Raw genomic sequence first — 17101 nt, forward strand, 5'->3', positions numbered from 1 at the left:
TCTCATTCGAAATCTTAACAACCCAACCAAGCTATTGATTTATCAGAAGTTTTATTTAACATCACCGCCGATGGATGTGCATTCTACAGCATTTCATACCCAGCACAACCCCTTTTTTAACTTATTTTATAAATAACAGTTCGTCTGTTTATTTATTCTACAAATTAACCATTATTTTTATTAAATTACTTAAAATTTGAACTATTTATATTTGTTTTTTTTCTTTAAACTGTTTTTAACAATCCAATCAATATTACTTTAATTCGAATATGGCCTATTTTATAAATAGAAAAACTTTATGTTTAGGGATCTTGCTTTCATTTAGCAACTATTCCCCTGCCAACTCGCCACATAATATTTTCATGATGACATTGTCAATTTTAAGTTATGCAAAATGGAACACCCCCAACCCTCTACTATGTGTAGTTGAGAATCCAAACTATACAACTCAATTCAATCATTATATTAAAAATACAAAATCTTCTTTTACCGCATCGCTCATTCATTCAAGTGAATTAAGAACTCGTGAATGTGATGCCGTGTTTTTTTCCAACACAACAGCATCTACAGAACAGACGTTAATTAATACGTCGCTCAACCCCTCTATTTTGTCTTTTAGTTCTAATAATAATGAATGTGAAATAGGAAGCGCTTTTTGCTTATCAACAAATAAGGCTGGGAATACAATTTTTAAAGTGAATTTAGATAGTTTGGCACAATCAAAAATCCACATTGATCCGCGTGTTTTATTACTTGCAAAGAACTCGGATTAAAGTAATGATTAAAAAACTATTCAAATCGACATCATTACAAGCTTTATTCCGTAAATCTCAGTTTACAATTTTTGCGATTACCTTATTCATCTGCACATCTACTTTTGTAACGATTTCCGTTTTTACAGTTGAATCTTATGCCAAGCAAAATCTAATATTAATCAGTCGCACAGTCTCCGAACGCATTCAACCCGCTTTGGTATTCTCAGATAAAATTGCGATGGCGCAAATTATTAATGAATATACATTCCAACACTCTGTCCGCTTGATTCAGGTTTATGATGCTCAAGGAAATCTGGTTGCAGAAAGTTTAAAAAATGTAGAGCATTATTCTTATATTCAGAATATTTTTGATCATATATTCCTAAAAGATGCAATCAATCTAACTGTTCAACACCAAGGGCAAACCGTTGGTCGTGTAGTACTGTATGGGAGCTCCTATGAAATTCTCTTGTTTATCTTTAAAATCTTCCTTGGGTTAGCATTTGGAATGCTCTTTATGGCATTCGCACTATTATGGTCTGTAAATTTAACTTATCGCCATATCATGCATTCATTCACACCACTGGTTCAAATCGCACAACTTCTTCGCAGCCAAAAAGCATATAACTTAAGATTTCCAAAGAACGATATCAAAGAATTCCAAGAGTTAAATGGAGCTTTTAACCAATTATTAGATGAAATCCAGTCTTGGCATACACACCTTCAAAAAGAAAATGTCGAACTCTCATATCAAGTTCAACATGATGATTTAACTCAACTTCCTAATCGTAATTATTTCTATCAAGTTTTGTGTAATTTATTTGATGATGTTAAACATCGTGAAAATCTAGCATTACTATTTATTGATAACAACAACTTCAAAGCAATCAACGATAAGTACGGACATTTAGTCGGTGATGCAGTACTTAAGGAAATGGCGCAACGATTACACGACCATATTCGCCAAGATGATTTCGTTGCACGTCTTGCAGGTGATGAGTTTGCAATTATTTTACGTTCAGTGTCTAAAGTTGAGCATCTGATTTCAATTGCAGAGAACTTACTTAAATGTTGTGAAGACCCTCTAATCTATAAAGATCAGAAAATATCTTTTAGTTTCAGTATTGGTATCGCAATTTCAAGCCAAGCATCCAACCCAGAAGATTTTATTTCTCAAGCTGATCAAGCCATGTATAAAGCAAAATCTCTACAACACCACTGGTACATTTATCACTCATAATCATTAATGTAGGTTTTTTATGACATTTAAAAATACACAACTGACCATTATTGCAGTTTTTTGTTTAATGCTGACAGGCTGCATGAATTTAGGCGGCCTAAGCTACAAGCAAGCTCATTTTGTAAAAAGTGAAGGCTTTACACTTACTGATGAAGGCTGGAGTCTCGGCTTACCTGAGCGATTATTGTTTGGCTTTAATGAATCTAATATAAAACCTGAACATCAATCTGAATTGGCTCGTTTAGCAACACAGTTAAACAAATACCACTTAGACAAACTGAAAGTTGTGGGTCATACAGATAATGTTGGTAATCCTGATTACAATCTAAAGTTATCTAAAGTTCGTGCCGAGGCTGTTGCAGATATATTTGTTTCACAAAAATTCGATCCAAAAAACATTCTAGTGATAGGTAAAGGTGCAGCACAACCCATTAAACCCAATGATACTGAAGCACATAAAGCTGAAAATCGTCGCGTGGCTGTGATTATTATTCCTTAATTTTTTAGAACAAAGCATGTATTTTTAAAGGTCTCTTCGGAGATCTTTTTCTTTTTATATTCATTATAAATTTTAGGCATAAAAAAACCGCATTTAAGCGGATAATTTATATTTAAGACTTGAGCAATCAGTTTCAAACTTAAATTGGTCGGAACAGTAGGATTCGAACCTACGACCCCCTGGTCCCAAACCAGGTGCGCTACCAGACTGCGCCATGCTCCGAGTGGGGTGGATGAAGGGGCTCGAACCCTCGACAACCGGAATCACAATCCGGGGCTCTACCAACTGAGCTACAACCACCATAAAAAATTTCAGGATCTATAACATCAAGCAACATATGGTGCGCCTGACAGGATTCGAACCTGTGGCCATCCGCTTAGAAGGCGGATGCTCTATCCAACTGAGCTACAGGCGCATGAACAATGACACTAAATATCATAAATTCCTTTGCCTTGAAGAATTGGTCGGAACAGTAGGATTCGAACCTACGACCCCCTGGTCCCAAACCAGGTGCGCTACCAGACTGCGCCATGCTCCGTTCATCTCAGCTTTTGCATCACACATCGTGTGGTACGGTGTGCATTCTAGGCGTGACGCCCGAAGACGTCAACACCTATTGTAAAAAAAAGTTAAAAAAACCAGTCAAATGTATATTAATCAAGCATCTCAGCTGTTTTTTATACAAATTTAACGTTTTAATTGTGCGCTAAAGTTTAACATCCGATCTAAAGGCAATTTTGCCCGTTCTGCAAGTGTTGCATCTACGAATATTTCTTGATCACCTTTTTGTAAAACATCTAAAATACCATCCAACTCATTCATTGCCATCCATGGACAGTGCGCACATGAGCGACACGTCGCCCCTTCACCTGCTGTTGGCGCTGCAATGAGGGTTTTATGTGGTACTGCTTGTTGCATTTTGTAAAAAATGCCACGATCAGTTGCCACAATCAATGTTTGGTTGGGTAGTGTTTGTGCCGCTTTAATTAATTGAGATGTACTTCCCACTGCATCTGCAACATCAATAACAGATTCTGGCGACTCAGGATGTACCAATACTGCTGCATCTGGATACAAGGCTTTCATATTGTCAATGCCACGTGAGCGAAACTCTTCATGCACAATGCAAGAACCATCCCACAACAACATATCTGCGCCAGTTTTCTTTTGAATATAACGGCCTAAGTGCTGGTCTGGTGCCCAAATAATTTTTTCGCCTAAACCATCTAAATGCTCGACAATTTCAACGGCACAACTTGACGTCACCACCCAATCTGCACGTGCTTTTACAGCAGCAGAGGTATTGGCATAAACCACAACTGTGTAGTCTGGGTGCGCATCACAGAATGCTGTAAACTCATCTACTGGACAGCCAATATCTAATGAACAGGTCGCTTCTAATGTCGGCATTAATACTGTTTTTTCAGGAGAAAGAATCTTTGATGTCTCCCCCATAAACTTTACACCTGCCACAACCAAGGTAGTTGCCTCATGATCACGCCCAAAACGCGCCATTTCCAATGAGTCCGAAATGCAACCACCTGTCGCTTCCGCAAGCTCTTGCACTTCTGGATCGCAATAATAATGCGCCACTAACACAGCATTACGCTTTTGTAATTCTGCTTTAATTTGTTCAAACTTCTGCTGTTTCAGCTCAGGACTTAAAGTTTTGTCCTTTGGCTCACCTAAACGATCTAAATGCGCTTGCACAATCGATTTTGCTTCGTTGGCAATTAAGTTATTCGCATCATTCATAAAAGGTCTTCTCTTTCCTTGGCGCTGGCGTCATGCGAGCATTGATACACTTGTGAATTCATTGTACTTTCTACTGCACACAAATCCACCACTAAAAATATTTTGTTATAAAAAAACCTCACGAGTGAGGCTTTTTAAAATATTTAAATTACGAACGATAATCTGCATTAATCTTGACATAATCATAGGATAAATCACAAGTATAAACTGTGTCTTTGGCTTGACCACGACCTAGATCTACTCGAATCGTCATTTCTGTCTGCGACATCACACGTGAACCGGCCTCTTCAGTATAGTCTTCTGCTGCACCACCATCTTTACAGATTTGCACATCATCTAGCCAAACTTGGATCTTCTCTACATCTAAATCTTTTACACCTGCATAGCCAATTGCGGCAAGGATACGCCCCCAGTTTGGATCTGATGCAAAAATTGCAGTTTTAACTAACGGTGAATGCGAAATACTATAGGCAATATCACAACATTCTTGTATATCATTTCCGCCCTCAACAGCAACGGTAATAAATTTGGTTGCGCCTTCACCATCACGAATAATCAATTGTGCTAAACGTTTCATCACACGGGATAAAACATCCAATACAACAGTATAACGTGCATCATTCTCAGAGGTGATTTCTATACCACCCGCCTGCCCTGTTGCCGCAAAAATGCATGAATCATTGGTTGATGTGTCACCATCTACCGTAATACGATTAAATGATTGATCTGCACTTATTTTTAGCATTTTCTGAACAAGATTTCGTGCAATTGGAGCATCTGTTGCAACAAAGCTCAACATGGTCGCCATATTCGGACGGATCATGCCTGCGCCTTTAGAAATACCCGTCATGGTATAAGTGATACCATCGAATTCGAATTGTTCTGATGCACCTTTTGGTGTCGTATCTGTGGTCATGATACCAGTCGCAGCATCAAGCCAAGAATCATCACTCAAACTATCTAAAGCAGGTTGTAAACCTTGTGTTAAACGTTCAATTGGAAGTTGTTCGCCAATGACACCTGTGGAAAATGGTAAAATTTCAAAAGGTTCAACTTGAGCCAATTCTGCAAGCTTAAAACACGTTATTTGGGCATTTTCCATACCCAACTTACCTGTACCTGCATTTGCATTGCCTGTATTGATAATCAGATAACGTGGATTCCCCATTTCCAAATGCTTTTTAGACACATGAACTGGTGCTGCACAGAATGCATTTTGCGTAAAAACACCTGCAACTTGCGTATCTTGTGCAAATTCAAAAACAACTAAATCTCGTCGATTTGGATAACGGACATACGCCTCTGCAGAGCCAACTTTTACACCTTGCACCACATGCATATGCGGCATAGACACGTCACCAACAGCCATTTTTAAATGTCCAAGCTTAATCAAGAAAAACACAGCTTATTAGAAAACTAAAAAAAAATCGAGCTTAATAAAATGCTTATTTATTTTTACTATAAGAAATGATGTTTGATTTGAATATAAAATTGAAAAAGCCAGTAAAACGTACTGGCTTTTTCAATTTTCATTGTGAATTTCTAAGTATTCTCAATGATTTTTAAATGAATGCGCATTTAGAATTTAAGTATTATTAAATCAAACCTTATTGTGCAGGTGATACTGCCGTAGTGTCTACAACCAACAATGCTTGTTTTACTTTTTCTTGGCTGCCGACAGATAAAGCAGGATTTGAAGCAACAACACGATTAATTGTTGCAGGTGTTACCGCAGCAATTGCAGCCGTTTTAAGGATAATTGGGCGACCACCTGTATCTCCCAAAGTATAACGAATACCCGTACGTGGGCTAATCACGGTAGTTGTTTCATTTTTTACTTCAGTTTGTGCAGTCGTCGCACCTGTTGCTGCTTGAACTTTTGCTACCGTCGTGGTTTGTGGTGCGGTATCTGCAATTGCCAATACTGGAATTGCCAAAATTACAGCAAATAAAGGTTTTAATAATTTTTTCATTGTCTTTCCACTGATATATCCAATTCAGCAAGTTAATAGCATTTAATTGGCATTCCTGCAATCAAAATTAACTCACTGCAATAACTTGTAAAAAAAGCAGAACAATTGTTCTGCTTTTTATCAATTTTCAATGTTGCATTAAATTAAATTTTACCGTGACATTGTTTGTATTTCAGACCTGAACCACATGGACAAGGTGCATTACGGCTTTCTGGTGCAGCAATAACATCATCATTTGCAAATTTTGCATCGACAATGACATCATTTACATTACCTGTTAAACCATCTATTTCATCATGTGCGAAGTTTAAACGCATAGACTCAGCTTGGGCATGTTGTTGAGCTTCCATTTCTGCAAGCTCTTCAGGTGTTGGAATGTGAATACGTGAAATATCCGTTACAACGTCAGACTTAATCACACCTAGCATATTTACAAATAAGTTAAATGCTTCTTTCTTATATTCTTGCTCAGGATTCTTTTGTGCATAACCACGTAAATGAATACCTTGACGTAAATAATCCATTGCAGCCAAGTGATCTTTCCAATGACGATCCAATGAACCGAGCATGAAATGACGCTCTAAAGTTGCTGCACTTTCATCGCCCATTTGTTCACGGCGACTACGGTAACGCGCAATGATATCATCAGAAATACGCTCTACCAATGCTTCTTCATCTAGACGACGATCATCTTCCAACCATTTATTGATCGGTAGATCGACACTAAAATCTTCTCTTAATGCATTTTCTAAGCCGTTAATATCCCATTGATCATGAATAGATTCTGGTGGAATATAATTTTCGATTAAACCTTTCACGACTTCACGATGCATTACTTCGATGTAATCTTGAAGTGTATTTTCTTGAAGAATCTCATCACGTTGAGAATAAATAATTTTACGTTGTTCATTATTTACATCATCGTATTTCAATAAGTTCTTACGAATATCAAAGTTACGCGCTTCTACTTTACGTTGTGCATTTTCAATTGAACGTGACACCATTTTGTGTTCAATGGCTTCATTTTCCTGCAAGCCCATTGCACGCATCATGCCGACAACACGATCACCTGCGAAAATACGCATCAAATCATCTTCTAAAGACAAGAAAAAGCGTGAGACACCTGGATCACCTTGACGACCTGAACGACCACGTAATTGGTTGTCAATACGACGAGATTCATGACGTTCAGAACCAATGATGTGTAAACCACCAGAACTGATCACCATTTCATTACTTTGTTCCCATTCCGCTTTTAGACGTGCTTCATCTTCCGCAGTATGGTTTTCAATTTTTCCAAGTTTCGCTTTCCAGTTACCACCCAACAGAATGTCTGTACCACGACCTGCCATATTGGTTGCAATGGTGACTGCACGTGGCGAGCCTGCTTGCGCAATAATATCCGCTTCACGCTCATGTTGTTTGGCGTTCAAAACTTCGTGTTCAATACCTGCTTCTTTCAATTTATCTGAAAGAATCTCTGAAGCTTCAATGGTCGCTGTACCAATCAAAATAGGCGCAACACCCGCTTCATGAATTTTTTGAATTTCTTCAATAATAGCGTTGTATTTACCTTGACGGTTTAAATAGATTAAATCGTTCTGGTCATTACGAATCATTGGACGGTGAGTTGGAATAAGTACCACATCCAAACCATAAATTTCGTTCATTTCCGCCGCTTCAGTATCAGCAGTACCTGTCATACCTGAAAGCTTTTTGTATAAACGGAAATAGTTCTGGAATGTTGTTGTCGCTAAAGTTTGGTTTTCAGGTTGAACTTCTAAGCCTTCTTTTGCTTCTACAGCTTGATGCAAACCTTCTGACCAACGACGACCAGGCATAGTACGACCTGTGTTTTCATCGACAATGACCACTTCATCATCATGCACAATATAATGAACATTGCGTTGATATAAGAAACGTGCACGAATTGCAGCAGACACATGGTGTACAAGATTTAGATTAGATGGTGAATATAAGCTTTCACCTTCCGCCAATAAACCCATTTGAATAAGTTCTTGCTCTACAGTCTCATAACCAAATTCTGTCATTTCAACTTGACGTTGCTTTTCATCAATCCAGAAATGACCACCGTCTGCGACTTTTTCTTCTTTTTGAGCTTTCAACTTAGGTGGAATATCATTAATTGCCACATAAAGTTGGGATGAATCATCACTTTGACCAGAAATAATCAACGGGGTACGTGCTTCATCGATCAAGATCGAATCGACCTCATCGATAATCGCATAAACTAGACCACGTTGCTTTTTCTCTGCCATAGAGAAAACCATGTTGTCACGTAAGTAGTCAAAACCAAATTCGTTGTTGGTACCGTAAGTGATGTCATCGCGATAAGCTTCTGCTTTTTCGACGGGTGATTGCATAGAATAAATCACACCAACGGTTAAACCTAAAAACTCATATAACGGGCGGTTTAACTCAGCATCACGTTGTGCCAAATAATCGTTCACAGTAATAACGTGAACGCCTTGCTCACTAATTGCATTTAGGTAAACGGCTAAAGTACCCATGAGGGTTTTACCTTCACCTGTACGCATTTCTGCAACTTTACCTTCATGCAACGTAATACCACCAATGAGCTGAACGTCATAGTGACGCATGCCCATTACACGCTTTGCTGCTTCACGACATACAGCAAAAGCTTCTGGCAATAATTTGTCTAGGTTTTCACCTTTCTTATATCGTTGTTTGAATTCTTCGGTTTTCGCAGATAAGTCTGCATCACTTAAGGCAGATATCGTCGGCTCGAGCGCATTGATCTTATCGACAACTTTACGCATACGTTTGAGTTCGCGCTCATTTTTTGTACCGAAGATACCTCCGATCAGACTTGCCAACATGAATAAACTCTCTAAATTGAAGGATAAGCAACTTTTCATCAATGAAAAGTTCGCAGTCCTTCTGCTGTCAAAATAATTTTTTCTCAGACGATATTATGGTGCTAGAAATTTGAAGTACAAGGGTTTTACACAAAACCAATTAAAAAAATCTCACACCTTGTTCTAGCGTATATCAACCAAGGCGCATTAATGTAGCAAATTTGATCGTTATTTACAGCGATGTTCAGGTCATTTTCAAAAATTTTTAGCATGATTCCATTATTAATAGCTATTTTTTTCATAAACAAATGCAAAAACACTATTTTTAATTATAAAAAAACTAAGAGATAGTCATTACTACGAGCTAATGATTGAATACTTTTTTAAATATTGAGGGTTTTACAATGACTTTACGATTAGGTGACATTGCGCCCGATTTCGAACAGGAATCGAGTGAGGGAACAATAAAGTTTTATGATTTCTTAGGTGATCATTGGGGCATTCTATTTTCTCATCCAGCAGATTACACACCTGTATGTACGACTGAACTTGGCTATACTGCGAAACTTAAAGGTGAATTTGAACAACGTGGTGTCAAAGCTATTGCACTTTCTGTAGATGATGTTGAATCACATAAAGGGTGGATTAAAGACATTAATGAAACACAAAATACCCAAGTGAATTTTCCAATCCTTGCAGATAAAGACCGTAAAGTTTCCACACTGTATGACTTCATTCACCCAAATGCCAGTCAAACGCTGACGGTAAGATCTTTAGTGATTATTGATCCAGATAAAAAAATTCGTTTAATTATCACTTACCCTGCATCTACAGGACGTAATTTCAAAGAAATTTTACGTGTAATCGACTCACTTCAATTAACCGACAACTACAAAGTAGCAACACCTGCAAATTGGCAAGATGGCGAAGATGTGGTGATTATTCCATCATTAAAAGATGAAACTGAACTGAAAGAACGCTTCCCAAAAGGTTACACGGCGGTTAAGCCATATTTACGACTCACACCACAACCCAATAAAAACTAAAAAATATCATCATTTATAGCTGCTTACTTTATTCGTTGAATATCTTCATATTGAATAAAGTAAGCAGCTTTTTTATTTATAGTGGTTTGATTCATTAGAATGTTGAGTCTGAGAATAAAAAAATATTGATCATTCACACAAATTATTGGGTTATTTCTGAGCAAAAACAACGCATCTCTGTTAAAGTTATTGCCTATAACAATGCATATTTTATCAACTACAATCATTGAGAAAAAGCATGAAAGGTACAATTTTAGACTACAACATACAAAGTAACTCAGGAATCATCACTGGTGATGATCAAATTCGCTATCCATTTTCAGGTGCAGAATGGAATGGGCAAACAGCACCGAGCCGAGGCTTACAGGTTGATTTTAATGTAGATAGTATGGGCAATGCCTTACAAATCTACACAACCCTTGGTCACAACAGTCCTCTTGCAGGAATTAATAAACAACTCAATCAAATTTCAGATCCCAACAAACATGAAGAGCAATATAATCCTGTTGATTGGTTCGTTAAGTGTATTAAAAATTATGTAACTTTTGATGGGCGTGCTCGCCGTAAAGAGTTTTGGTTTTTTATGCTCGTGTGCATAGGACTCGGAATAGTCGCACGAATTTTAGATCGCATTATTGGTACTGGATCTATGATTGATGGCTTGCTCAATTTAGCACTATTTCTACCGAGCCTTGCCGTTGGCGCTCGTCGACTACATGATGTTGGACGTTCAGGATGGTGGCAACTTCTAGCGTTTACCGTCATCGGCTTAATTCTGCTGATTATTTGGTGGGCAACAGACACTAAACAAGAACAAAACAAATATGGCGCTCCTGCACGCTCTTAATAGTTTTATTTAAACCATAAAAGGGCTTGATTGCCCTTTTATTTTTTGCATTTAGATGTCTTTAGATTAGCCGTATTTACGGGCAAAATCTTCATCTGAAGTACACAAATAAATAATGAACTCGATGAATGCGACAATGGACGGAATAAACGTCCAGCAGAAAATAAGATAAACAATACCCCAACCAATCTGCCCTAGATAAAATTTATGTGCGCCAAAACCACCTAAGAAAAATGCCAATAAAGCAGCAATAACTCGATTCTTTTCACCAATTTGATTTGGAAGTTGCAGTGACTGATTCATCAAATAAATCTCAATAGCTTGACCTGCGCCATCTACAGCAAAATCAACTCGCTGACCACGACTTGGCGCACGCTGATCACGCCATTGCACCCCAGAAAATTGATACCGATTTTGATCATCTCCAGTAATCACGCCTGAATTTGTTTGTATTGAATAATCGAGTATTTGACCTTTCATGTTTCACCTTTTTCTGTATGTTTTTTGAAGTTTTATCAGTGCTTAATAATATACTTAGTTGTTATATGATAAGAAATTTTAAATGCTCTGTATAAGCTTTTTTTTACAATGAAAATGTATGCCAAATTTATTTCGTTGAAAATAGCGATGTAACAAAATTCAGTACAAACCGACTCAATCACTAACTGACACTAAACTTTTTCTACTTCGATGACACTTTCAGTTAACTAAACTATTTAACCCGATACCTATAACCAGACAATCCCTAAATATCACGATATGGATGCATCCTTTCTTTGGTTTTTTAACCGATTTGTCTAAAAGTTAGGTTGTAAAAAAAGGTGCTTAAGCACCTTCTTCATACACATTTATATTTTGATTACGCAGGTATACGTAAAACTTGACCCGGGAAAATATCATCTGCATTTTTAAGCAATGGGCGATTTGCTTCAAAAATTTTATTGTACTGATTTGCATCACCATAATATTCTTTCGAAATCTTAGAAAGATTATCACCAGATTTCACGGTATAGAACTTACTTTCAGATTCAGGTGTTGCTACAGTCATCTGATCATCTACCTGCGCAACATGATCAATATTTCCAACTGCAAGAATAATTTTTTCTTTATCTGCTTGAGTCTGTACTTGACCCGAAATTGCAGCGCTATCCGTCGCACCGTTATATGACACAGATAAACCTGCTACAGGTAAGCCAAGTGCTTTAATATGACCCAATAATTTATTTGCAATCTCTTGTGCAGATGGTTCAGCAGGTGTTGCTGGTGCGGCTTGAGGTTCTGCAGGTGCTGTATTTTTTTTACCGATGCCTTTAATAAAATCAAAAAGACCCATTTATATTCTCCATTTCTTTGTTAAAAATTGTTTTATTGATCATGTTATAAAAATTTATAAACTCTACTTTTATAGCGAATAAACACATCTAAATACGTTGTCATTGGTAACATTACGGTGACTATATGTAACTGTTTTAATTATTCTAAATTATTTATGAAAAAAGCCACCAAAAATGGTGGCTTAATTCGTAGAAATCTACGTAGTCAGTCTATTAACCAAGTTTTTTAGTTACATAGTCAATAGCTGATTGAACTGTAGTAATTTCGTTTGAATCTTCATCAGGGATAGTGATGTCGAAGTCATTTTCGAAAGACATAACAAGTTCTACTAGGTCTAAAGAATCAGCACCTAAGTCATCCATAAAAGATGCTTCGTTTTTGATTTCTTCAGCTTTAATGCCTAATTGTTCTGCAACAGCTTGTTTAATGCGTAGTTCGATATCGCTCACAGGAGTTCTCCTCATTGCTTGTGGCAGCTTTTAACTGCCTGATAGTTTAATTGAATATTAAGTTTTTTCAAAGTTTATACATCGCATTAAGCCATGTATAAACCACCATTTACGTGTAATACTGTGCCTGTAATGTAACTAGCTTTGTCAGAAGCTAAGAAACTTACTGCGTTTGCAATATCTTGTGGTTCACCAAATCGGTTTAAAGCGACTTGATCATTCATTTTTTTACGAATATCTTCGTTCAATTGCTCAGTCATTTCAGTTGCAATAAAACCAGGTGCGATACAGTTCACCGTGATTTGACGGCTACCCATTTCTTTTGCAAGGCTGCGACTGAATGCTTCAATCCCCGCTTTTGCAGCAGAATAGTTGGCTTGACCTGGGTTGGCAAAATGCGCAACCACTGAACTGATATTGATGATGCGACCAAAACGAGCCTTAGTCATACCTTTCAATACACGTTTAGACAAACGGAAAACTGCTTTCAAATGAATATTGAGAATGTCATCCCAATCATCTTCAGACATACGAAGCAATAAATTATCTTTGGTAATGCCTGCATTATTCACCAAGATCATTACTGAACCATATTTTTGTTCAATATTAGTTACTAAAGTATCAATTGCAGCGCCATCACGGACGTCTAAAACTGCGCCTGTACCATTTTCAGCAAAAGCCACAGAAAGTTTTTCTGCACCTGCTTCAGAAGTCGCAGTACCAATAACAAAATAACCATCTTGAACCAATTGCTGAGCGATGGCTGCGCCAATCCCTCTGCTCGCACCTGTCACTAGTGCAACCTTGCGTTCTTGTGTCATGCAATTTTCCCTTCCGCCATTAGAATGGCATTTAGTGCATCTTCCATACGACTTTGTGTATCAATTGGAAATGCTTTTTCAATATTTGGTAAGCGTTTCGCTAAGTTAGCCAACACACTTCCTGGACCGCATTCTGCAACATATTGAATTCCTTGATCTTGAAGGAACTGCATTGTTTTTGTCCATTGCACAGATTGATATAATTGCGCAGTTAAAGCCTGACGTAATTGCGATACTTCTGTCGCGATTCTAGCATTCACATTTTGTATTACAGGTATGTGTGGTAGCTCAATGGCAGTTTGTTCCAATGCTTCTGCAAATTGTTCTGCTGCTGGTTTCATGAGTGAACAATGCGATGGCACGGATACAGGCAAAGCAATGGCTTTACCCGCATTTTCTTTAGCAGCCTGCATAACAGCCTCGACTAAAGTTTTATCACCAGCAATGACCACTTGACCTTTTGCATTATAATTTGCTGCTTCTACAGAACCACGACCTTGTGCATTTACTTGTTCACAAAGTTCTAGCACTTTTGCATCCTCTAAACCGAGAATAGCCGCCATTGCACCCTGCCCTTGTGGGACAGCCGATTGCATCAATTTACCGCGTAAGTTAACCAACTTAACTGCATCTGCCAATTTCATCGAGTTCGCTGCAACTAAAGCACTGTATTCACCCAGTGAATGTCCAGCCAGATACTTTGGCGCCACACCACCCAAATCTAACCATACACGCCACATTGCAATACTTGTTGTTAGTAATACAGGTTGGGTATTTTCAGTTTGATCTAAACCTTCGCCACTTTGAGCAATGTGCCATAAATCAAAACCAACGGCATCCGATGCTTCTGCGAAAGTTTCTTGCACACCACCAAACTGTTCAGCAAGTTCCGCGAGCATGCCCACTTTTTGCGAACCCTGACCTGGAAACAAAAATGCTGTTTTAGTTGCTTGAGCTGCTTGTTCGAGTCGCTTAGCAGACATATTAAAGTCCCTTCATTTAATCTTGATCGTTTCCGATGCGGCAATTTTACAGTAAAAAAAAATTATTTTAATTGCGAAATACAACAAAAACACAGTGATTAAAAACAAAAAAAGGGAGCTTACGCTCCCATTTTTTCCATTAAGCTTTCACCTAATGTTTCACCAATTATTCAGCATCAGCTGCTTTAGCGAATAATTGACGACCACGATAAAAACCATCTTTAGTCACATGATGACGACGATGAGTTTCACCAGTAGTCTGGTCTACAGTTAGTGCATTCTCGGTTAAAGCGTCATGCGAACGGCGCATGTCACGGCGAGAGCGACTTTTACGGTTTTGCTGAACGGCCATGATGGCTCCTTACAAATCGAAAAAATGGATCAGAACAAATTCGGTTGTCTTAACTAAATAGTATAACACAAAATTTAGTTAAGTTTACCCTTCAAACCTGCCAAAACATCAAACGGATTATCCCGTTTTTCTTCGACAATGTCCTCAACGGCTGGTTGATGCTTATGCTCACAAGCGTCATGCTTAGGAGATAAAGGCATCAACAATAATAACTCATCTTCTAAAAGTGCAAGTAAATTAACAGTTGCAGGCGTATTACTTGCGTAATCAGCCTTAGTTGTCGCATCACTTTCACCTAATACGATGAAATCAGCATCCTCATCCAAGCGCTCTATCAGTGACTCATCGTCCATCAAAGCTAAATGAAAGTCAGAAGCTAAAGAAATTTCAACAGACTCCAAACAACGTTGGCATTCCATTGGAACACTTACTTCCACACGACCATCCACCCATACAATACGATGATATGCATCCATTGATAGCTTACAGTCTATAGTAATCAATTGATGATCAATTGATCCAACAGCTTCACGGGCAATACGAACAAAGCGAGACAGTGGCAGGGTACCTGACCACGCGTAGCCTTGTTCAGCCCATTTAAACGGCTCAATCTGTGCCGGAAAGGTATTTGCTGACATAATTAAGGCGGCAATTCTACAAATTCATGGGTACTCTGTCAAAGATTAAGATACAATTTTGTACTTATTTAGACAGATCATTTTGGTAATACAAGCTATGCATCAGTTGCAGCCGCAACCTGAAGTCACCACTTCATTACAGTTCAATACAGGTTTAACTTCGGAACAATCTGAAAAAACAGCCTCAGTACAACGTTTACAGTGGACAGATTTAAAGACTGAAGTTCAACAAGTTGACTGGCTTATCTTACACTTTAATCAATGGTTTTCCCACTTAAATGTTGTTCTTGTTCGTGGAGATTTCGAACCTGAATATTTTCCTTCGATAGATCAAGCCCCTGCACGCATTCAATTTGCACATGGTTTTTTTAATAGCGCTTTACATGAAATAAGCCATTGGAGCATTGCAGGTGAAAAACGTCGATTACTATCCGATTTAGGTTATTGGTATGCACCAGATGGTCGCACAGCAGAACAACAAACTTTATTTGAACAAGTCGAAGTTAAACCTCAAGCGATTGAGTGGCTATTCTCAAATGCATTTGGTCGGAAATTTCAAGTTTCTTTGGATAATTTAACGGGTGATGGTGGGAACGGGACAACATTTAAAGACAACGTCTATGCGCAAGTGCAACGTTATTTAGCTGGTGAATCCAAACTTCCTCGTGATGCAAAACATTTAATTGAGTGTATTTGTGCCTGTATTCGAAGTGGCAAAACATTACAAAGCGATGAGTTTAGAAGAGAAATGCTCGATTAAGCAGATGAAATGTTTTTTGTAGATTGAAACATCATCTTGATTCAAGTGATAATGAACACATGATATGAATCAGGAGAATAATTATGCTGCATTTAAGAGTACATCCTGACAACCCTCAACCACGTTTAATCAGTCAAGCTGTTGAAAGAATTCGAGCTGGTGACGTGGTGGTTTACCCAACTGATGCCGCCTATGCGATTGGCTGTCAGATTGGAAATAAAAATGCCATGGAACGTATTGCACAAATTCGTGGTTTAAGTCCAAAGCATCAATATGCGATTATTTGCGCAGATTTGTCTGACATTGCCACCTATGCAAAAGTAGACAATGCCATGTATCGCTTACTCAAAGCGAATACCCCTGCTGTAACCACTTATATTTTACCTGCGACCAGTGAAGTTCCTCGCCGTTTAATGCATCCAAAGAAAAAAACCATTGGATTACGTGTTCCTAGTAATACCGTCTGCCAAATGCTACTCAAAGAGTTAGGCGAACCCTTACTGACCAGTACATTGATTCTTCCTGGTCAAGACTCTCCTATGGATGACCCATATGATATTGAGCAACAACTGGAAAAGCGTATTGATGTATTTATAGACAGTGGTTTAGGCTCGTTAACCACCACCAGTATTATTGATTTATCTGGCGTAAACCCTGAAATTATTCGTCGTGGTGTGGGTGATGTAAGCGCTTTTGAGTGAGCAGCTTTCAACCCAAATCGTTTTATAGAGAAGCTGCTATTTCTAAAGGTGAAGTAACAGCTTCAATCTCTATTTGCCTTCTTCAGTTGTAAAGAAACTCAATCATC

Annotated in this window: 18 protein-coding genes and 4 tRNA genes; 7 read left to right on the forward strand and 15 right to left on the reverse strand. The window is 38.1% G+C overall.

The genetic code is table 11. The features are described 5' to 3' along the window. Positions 1–362: 362 nt before the first annotated feature. The 3 genes from yfiR to yfiB are packed head-to-tail and all read left to right on the forward strand — an operon-like array spanning position 363 to position 2494. Positions 363–773 (forward strand): regulatory sequestration protein YfiR, encoded by a 411-nt coding sequence (gene yfiR / locus ACG94X_RS14420; RefSeq protein WP_419384405.1) that lies wholly within the window; start codon positions 363–365, stop codon positions 771–773. Between the two features lie 4 nt (positions 774–777). Then, the gene (gene dgcN, locus ACG94X_RS14425) at positions 778–1995 is read left to right on the forward strand and encodes a diguanylate cyclase DgcN/YfiN (RefSeq protein ID WP_419384406.1); all 1218 of its coding nucleotides are present in this window, start codon (positions 778–780) and stop codon (positions 1993–1995) included. Between the two features lie 19 nt (positions 1996–2014). After that, positions 2015–2494, forward strand: a complete 480-nt coding sequence (gene yfiB, locus ACG94X_RS14430; protein ID WP_419384407.1) for an outer membrane lipoprotein YfiB — start codon at positions 2015–2017, stop codon at positions 2492–2494. A gap of 145 nt (positions 2495–2639) precedes the next feature. On the opposite strand, the gene ACG94X_RS14435 is transcribed toward yfiB, so the two are convergent. The 8 genes from ACG94X_RS14435 to secA all read right to left on the reverse strand — a co-directional run bounded on the left by ACG94X_RS14435 (position 2640) and on the right by secA (position 9083). Then, a tRNA-Pro gene (locus ACG94X_RS14435) sits at positions 2640–2716 on the reverse strand. 2 nt (positions 2717–2718) lie between these two features. Next, positions 2719–2794 (reverse strand) — tRNA-His (locus ACG94X_RS14440). 38 nt (positions 2795–2832) lie between these two features. Next, positions 2833–2909, reverse strand: a tRNA-Arg gene (locus ACG94X_RS14445). A gap of 46 nt (positions 2910–2955) precedes the next feature. Continuing rightward, positions 2956–3032: transfer RNA gene (locus ACG94X_RS14450), tRNA-Pro, on the reverse strand. Between the two features lie 149 nt (positions 3033–3181). After that, complete coding sequence (gene nadA, locus ACG94X_RS14455; RefSeq protein WP_419384408.1) at positions 3182–4249, reverse strand: quinolinate synthase NadA; 1068 nt, start codon at positions 4247–4249, stop codon at positions 3182–3184. 148 nt (positions 4250–4397) lie between these two features. After that, a complete protein-coding gene (gene argJ / locus ACG94X_RS14460) occupies positions 4398–5618 on the reverse strand; it encodes a bifunctional glutamate N-acetyltransferase/amino-acid acetyltransferase ArgJ (RefSeq protein WP_419384409.1) in 1221 nt (406 codons plus the stop codon). 238 nt (positions 5619–5856) lie between these two features. Continuing rightward, positions 5857–6222, reverse strand: a complete 366-nt coding sequence (locus ACG94X_RS14465; RefSeq protein WP_419384410.1) for a hypothetical protein — start codon at positions 6220–6222, stop codon at positions 5857–5859. Between the two features lie 143 nt (positions 6223–6365). Beyond that, positions 6366–9083 (reverse strand): preprotein translocase subunit SecA, encoded by a 2718-nt coding sequence (gene secA / locus ACG94X_RS14470; protein WP_419384411.1) that lies wholly within the window; start codon positions 9081–9083, stop codon positions 6366–6368. A 383-nt stretch (positions 9084–9466) separates the two neighbouring features. On the opposite strand from secA, the gene ACG94X_RS14475 reads away from it, so the two are divergent. Then, positions 9467–10108 (forward strand): peroxiredoxin, encoded by a 642-nt coding sequence (locus ACG94X_RS14475; RefSeq protein ID WP_419384412.1) that lies wholly within the window; start codon positions 9467–9469, stop codon positions 10106–10108. A gap of 238 nt (positions 10109–10346) precedes the next feature. After that, positions 10347–10955: a DUF805 domain-containing protein gene (locus ACG94X_RS14480; protein ID WP_419384413.1), complete on the forward strand. Its 609-nt coding sequence runs from the start codon at positions 10347–10349 to the stop codon at positions 10953–10955. Between the two features lie 66 nt (positions 10956–11021). Here ACG94X_RS14480 and ACG94X_RS14485 read toward each other — a convergent pair whose 3' ends face one another. The 7 genes from ACG94X_RS14485 to ACG94X_RS14515 all read right to left on the reverse strand — a co-directional run bounded on the left by ACG94X_RS14485 (position 11022) and on the right by ACG94X_RS14515 (position 15533). Continuing rightward, positions 11022–11435, reverse strand: a complete 414-nt coding sequence (locus tag ACG94X_RS14485; protein ID WP_419384414.1) for a TM2 domain-containing protein — start codon at positions 11433–11435, stop codon at positions 11022–11024. Positions 11436–11814: 379 nt separating this feature from the next. Continuing rightward, positions 11815–12288, reverse strand: coding sequence for a peptidoglycan-binding protein LysM (lysM, locus tag ACG94X_RS14490; RefSeq protein WP_419384415.1), 474 nt, complete (start codon positions 12286–12288; stop codon positions 11815–11817). A gap of 214 nt (positions 12289–12502) precedes the next feature. Then, a complete protein-coding gene (gene acpP / locus ACG94X_RS14495; RefSeq protein ID WP_419384416.1) occupies positions 12503–12739 on the reverse strand; it encodes an acyl carrier protein in 237 nt (78 codons plus the stop codon). An 86-nt stretch (positions 12740–12825) separates the two neighbouring features. After that, positions 12826–13560 carry a 3-oxoacyl-ACP reductase FabG gene (gene fabG / locus ACG94X_RS14500; RefSeq protein ID WP_419384417.1) on the reverse strand — a complete coding sequence of 245 codons (735 nt, stop codon included), beginning with the start codon at positions 13558–13560 and terminating at the stop codon, positions 12826–12828. Beyond that, entirely contained in the window at positions 13557–14543 is a 987-nt protein-coding gene (gene fabD / locus ACG94X_RS14505; protein WP_419384418.1) for an ACP S-malonyltransferase, read from the reverse strand. Before fabD ends, fabG begins: the two co-directional genes overlap by 4 nt. A gap of 166 nt (positions 14544–14709) precedes the next feature. Further along, on the reverse strand, positions 14710–14895 hold the full coding sequence (gene rpmF / locus ACG94X_RS14510; protein ID WP_004723964.1) for a 50S ribosomal protein L32: 186 nt from the start codon (positions 14893–14895) through the stop codon (positions 14710–14712). 74 nt (positions 14896–14969) lie between these two features. Then, positions 14970–15533, reverse strand: a complete 564-nt coding sequence (locus ACG94X_RS14515; protein WP_419384419.1) for a YceD family protein — start codon at positions 15531–15533, stop codon at positions 14970–14972. Positions 15534–15630: 97 nt separating this feature from the next. Here ACG94X_RS14515 and ACG94X_RS14520 point away from each other — a divergent pair, with 97 nt between their 5' ends. Together ACG94X_RS14520 and ACG94X_RS14525 are read left to right on the forward strand one after the other, a co-directional pair. After that, on the forward strand, positions 15631–16293 hold the full coding sequence (locus ACG94X_RS14520) for an elongation factor P hydroxylase (RefSeq protein WP_419384420.1): 663 nt from the start codon (positions 15631–15633) through the stop codon (positions 16291–16293). An 83-nt stretch (positions 16294–16376) separates the two neighbouring features. After that, on the forward strand, positions 16377–16994 hold the full coding sequence (locus tag ACG94X_RS14525) for an L-threonylcarbamoyladenylate synthase (protein ID WP_419384421.1): 618 nt from the start codon (positions 16377–16379) through the stop codon (positions 16992–16994). Positions 16995–17101 lie beyond the last annotated feature (107 nt).

The organism is Acinetobacter psychrotolerans (genome assembly GCF_048552595.1).
GTDB lineage: Bacteria > Pseudomonadota > Gammaproteobacteria > Pseudomonadales > Moraxellaceae > Acinetobacter.

Bases quoted from the DNA above. Each gene is read 5' to 3' on its own strand.
- yfiR (WP_419384405.1), top strand. From the start codon at position 363: ATGATGACATTGTCAATTTTAAGTTATGCAAAATGGAACACCCCCAAC.
- dgcN (WP_419384406.1), top strand. From the start codon at position 778: ATGATTAAAAAACTATTCAAATCGACATCATTACAAGCTTTATTCCGT.
- yfiB (WP_419384407.1), top strand. From the start codon at position 2,015: ATGACATTTAAAAATACACAACTGACCATTATTGCAGTTTTTTGTTTA.
- nadA (WP_419384408.1), bottom strand. From the start codon at position 4,249: ATGAATGATGCGAATAACTTAATTGCCAACGAAGCAAAATCGATTGTG.
- argJ (WP_419384409.1), bottom strand. From the start codon at position 5,618: ATGGCTGTTGGTGACGTGTCTATGCCGCATATGCATGTGGTGCAAGGT.
- ACG94X_RS14465 (WP_419384410.1), bottom strand. From the start codon at position 6,222: ATGAAAAAATTATTAAAACCTTTATTTGCTGTAATTTTGGCAATTCCA.
- secA (WP_419384411.1), bottom strand. From the start codon at position 9,083: ATGTTGGCAAGTCTGATCGGAGGTATCTTCGGTACAAAAAATGAGCGC.
- ACG94X_RS14475 (WP_419384412.1), top strand. From the start codon at position 9,467: ATGACTTTACGATTAGGTGACATTGCGCCCGATTTCGAACAGGAATCG.
- ACG94X_RS14480 (WP_419384413.1), top strand. From the start codon at position 10,347: ATGAAAGGTACAATTTTAGACTACAACATACAAAGTAACTCAGGAATC.
- ACG94X_RS14485 (WP_419384414.1), bottom strand. From the start codon at position 11,435: ATGAAAGGTCAAATACTCGATTATTCAATACAAACAAATTCAGGCGTG.
- lysM (WP_419384415.1), bottom strand. From the start codon at position 12,288: ATGGGTCTTTTTGATTTTATTAAAGGCATCGGTAAAAAAAATACAGCA.
- fabG (WP_419384417.1), bottom strand. From the start codon at position 13,560: ATGACACAAGAACGCAAGGTTGCACTAGTGACAGGTGCGAGCAGAGGG.
- fabD (WP_419384418.1), bottom strand. From the start codon at position 14,543: ATGTCTGCTAAGCGACTCGAACAAGCAGCTCAAGCAACTAAAACAGCA.
- rpmF (WP_004723964.1), bottom strand. From the start codon at position 14,895: ATGGCCGTTCAGCAAAACCGTAAAAGTCGCTCTCGCCGTGACATGCGC.
- ACG94X_RS14515 (WP_419384419.1), bottom strand. From the start codon at position 15,533: ATGTCAGCAAATACCTTTCCGGCACAGATTGAGCCGTTTAAATGGGCT.
- ACG94X_RS14520 (WP_419384420.1), top strand. From the start codon at position 15,631: ATGCATCAGTTGCAGCCGCAACCTGAAGTCACCACTTCATTACAGTTC.
- ACG94X_RS14525 (WP_419384421.1), top strand. From the start codon at position 16,377: ATGCTGCATTTAAGAGTACATCCTGACAACCCTCAACCACGTTTAATC.